Origin of the sequence: Christiangramia aquimixticola, from assembly GCF_048285835.1 — a bacterium.
In the GTDB taxonomy this organism is placed as follows: Bacteria; Bacteroidota; Bacteroidia; order Flavobacteriales; family Flavobacteriaceae; genus Christiangramia; species Christiangramia aquimixticola.
Map to the genome: position 1 here is coordinate 8,612 of NZ_JBLVTL010000008.1, position 3,273 is coordinate 11,884.

The window sequence follows — 3,273 nt, forward strand, 5'->3', positions numbered from 1 at the left end:
GACTAATTAAAAAATACATGTTTCGAAATTTTTTCCAGGCGCTCCATAGGCGTGGCTTTGATATAGTTGTAAAATGTTTTTTCGGAAGTATGTCCACTCATTGACATAATATCATAAATAGGCATTTCTGCTTTGTAAGCATTGGTGCAAAAACTTCTACGTGCAGTATGGTTAGTTAATAATTGCCACTTTTTATATTTTAATTTAGTTTTTATTCCACCTATAGTTTTTTCAATTTCAATTTCCTCATTCAATTTTGCTTTTTTACCAATTGTTTTTAAAGCATCATTTATTTTTTGAGAAGGCATCATCTTAGGAAATTTGTTTCCTCTTTTCTTTAAAATTGAAATCACATTTCCGTGCAACGGGATATTCACGATTTTTCCGGTTTTTTGAGTTTTGACTTTTAAGTATTTTAAACCACTACTATGAGATTTGATGTTTTCAAGAGTTAATTTTTTGTAATCAGAAACCCTTAACCCTGTGGATGCTGCTATGACAAAAAGATCTCTTGCATTATCCAGGTGAGGTCGGTTGGTGTAGTCAATATCCTTTATTCTGGTAATTTCATCCTTATTAAGATAAATATGATTTACCTCTTCTCCAGGTTTAGTGAAACCAGATTTTTTAAAATCCAAGTTTGTATGAAAACCTCTTTCATACGCGTCGTTCATCACAGTTTTTATATTTTTAATATGCGTACCTATGTAATTTTCCCCATGGTCTGCATCCTGTAAGTGATCAATAAAATCTGAGTGAAAGGATAAGGTTATATGTTCAAACATTAATTTTCTTCCAATATCAGATTCATAGTCTTCAATCACCCTTTTTGAATTTTTGTAAGTCTTTAAAGTAGATTCTGCAAGTGGCCCTTTAGTTCTAGGACGTGGTTTTTTCTCGTAATAGTTTAAAAACCATTCATAATACTCTATAAAGGATATACTTTTTTTTTGAACTACTTTAAAGCCATTATTTTTAAACTCTTTTATTCGATCCTTAAGGAGCTTGTTGTCAATTATTGCATCTTCTCTTTCCAAATTGTTTAGGAGCTCTGTAGAATAGGAGAGAAGCTTGCTGAGATCTGTATTGATATTGTTACTGTCTGGTTCAGCTTTTACATTTTTTACAGAATTTGTAGACGAATTCCAGTGCTCTGCTTTCTTTACACTGAGCCCAGTTGCATATCTATATTGTTTTTTTCTTCCGTAATTAAAATGGATGTAAATGTTTTGAATGGTCCCCTTTCCTTTCCGAAGTTTTACTGTTACTGAACTCATATAGATTATTTTATTGTACCGCCAAATGTACCGCCCTTTTTTGTATTTTTCTATAGTCTACTTTACTTTTCTTAATTAAAATTAATTTTAAAATTGGTGTAAACCCTATTAAGTAAAGGGTTTTAGGTATGTTTAATTGGGTTGGATGTATTTTTCATATTAAATTTAAAGTTGTCCTGCCGGGGTCACGAATAAATCAAAAAGCAAGCAAAATTATTAAGCTTGCTTTTTTGATTTTGAGGCTTTTTGATTTTCAAAGCGGAGCTTTGCAGGATGCGCGCACCGAATCCTGGAGGAATCAAGATTAATATGAAGAAAGCTTGCTTTTTTGATTTTTAAATCTTTCACCAATTCCATATGTAACCAGGTTTATTCGCAATATTTACGGAAAAAGTTTTCTTTCTATTGTCACTGACTTTTAATATGGGAACTGATCTGGAAAAATTTCATTCGTACATTTTTCATTAAAAATGAATTAATCTGCAGTTTTGTAGTCTGTTAATCAGTTAATTGTGGTTTTAAACGAATTTTGTAGTCCATTCTTCGAAAAATTATGAATTATAATTAAACAAAACTATATTATTTGTTAATTAGTTCTTGTTAAGGGAGTTAAAGGCTCTTCTTTCCACTGTCCAAGTTTTATTATTACCTACACATCGAACGCCTATCCCTACAGGTTTTCATATTTAGTTACCAACTAAAAAACTACAATTATGAAGGATTTTTTACCTGAAACGGGTAAAATGAAAGGATTTCTTTTCCTTGCATTTTTCCTATGCTTTAATGCGTATTTGGGATTCTCTCAGACCTTGACTTCCGATAAGGATGATTATGCACCTGGAACTACCGCGACTTTTACCGGGAGTGGTTATTTGCCAAACGAACAGGTGAAATTACAGGTTTTACATGCCGATGAAACTCCAGATACTGGAGATGAACATGATGTTTGGTTTGTCGATGCAGATGAGAACGGTGGCTTTGTTACTACCTGGCATGTATGCGAAGATGACTGTCTTGGATCTACGTTAAGAGCTTATGCCGATGGGATGGATCCTGCTTTACCTGCAAGACATGCATGGGTGGAGTTTACGGATGGTCCTAATACACCTGCAATTAATGGAGCATCCCCTAGCTCCGGTCCCGCTGGAACAACAGTAGTCATTAGTTTAAATAAAACTGCTAATACTATAACCTCTGTTAAATTTGCAGGTACTAGTGCTTCCTTTACATTTACAAATGGATCTAATCAGATTAATGCAACAGCACCAGGAGGAAGTGGTACAGTAAATATTTCAGTTGAGGGAACCGAAACTGGGACTGGTAATCCAATCTTCAGCGATACTAAAAACAATGCATTTACTTATACTGCTTGTACACCCCCAACCGTAACCGCAATGCCAGCAGCTGCTTGTCGAGGTTCTATAATTACCTTTACAGGAACCAATTTTACATTCGGTGCTACAAATACAATTTCTTTTACTGGAGCCAGTACTACAAGTTCAACTTCTACAACAACTACTTCTTTACAAGTAATTATTCCAGCAGGAGCAACTACGGGACCTATCACAATTACGAATAGCAATGGATGTGCAGTAACTACTGCAAGCTATACCGTAAATCAACCACCATCATTTACTTCCTGTTCTTCCAATATTACTAAATCACCTGATCCAAACTCCTGTTTGGCTATTGTAAATTATTCAGTTGTTGCTTCTGGAAGTCCTTCGCCTACCTTGACTTATTCCTTTAGCGGAGCGACCACAGGTAGCGGAAATGGAACGGGATCAGGCACTGCCTTTAATATTGGAACTACAACGGTAACTGTTACCGCATCTAATTCTTGTTCTCCTAATGCTATCTGTAGTTTTGACGTAACGGTAGAAGATACGACTCCACCGGTAGTGGATGCTGTAACTTCAACCACGGTGACCTTGGATAATTCAGGTTCAGGATCTTTAGCGGTGGCCGATGTGTTGAATGCTGCTAGTAGTGATGC

3 protein-coding genes are annotated in these 3,273 nt (G+C 35.3%); 1 reads left to right on the forward strand and 2 read right to left on the reverse strand.

Annotation, left to right across the window (positions count from 1 at the left end):
- Positions 1-2: 2 nt before the first annotated feature.
- Complete coding sequence (locus ACNKXV_RS13195; RefSeq protein WP_417908210.1) at positions 3-1,037, reverse strand: site-specific integrase; 1,035 nt, start codon at positions 1,035-1,037, stop codon at positions 3-5.
- A 456-nt stretch (positions 1,038-1,493) separates the two neighbouring features.
- Complete coding sequence (locus ACNKXV_RS13200; RefSeq protein WP_417908211.1) at positions 1,494-1,634, reverse strand: hypothetical protein; 141 nt, start codon at positions 1,632-1,634, stop codon at positions 1,494-1,496.
- Between the two features lie 356 nt (positions 1,635-1,990).
- On the opposite strand from ACNKXV_RS13200, the gene ACNKXV_RS13205 reads away from it, so the two are divergent.
- On the forward strand, positions 1,991-3,273 hold a 1,283-nt coding region (locus tag ACNKXV_RS13205; RefSeq protein WP_417908212.1), incomplete at its 3' end, for an IPT/TIG domain-containing protein.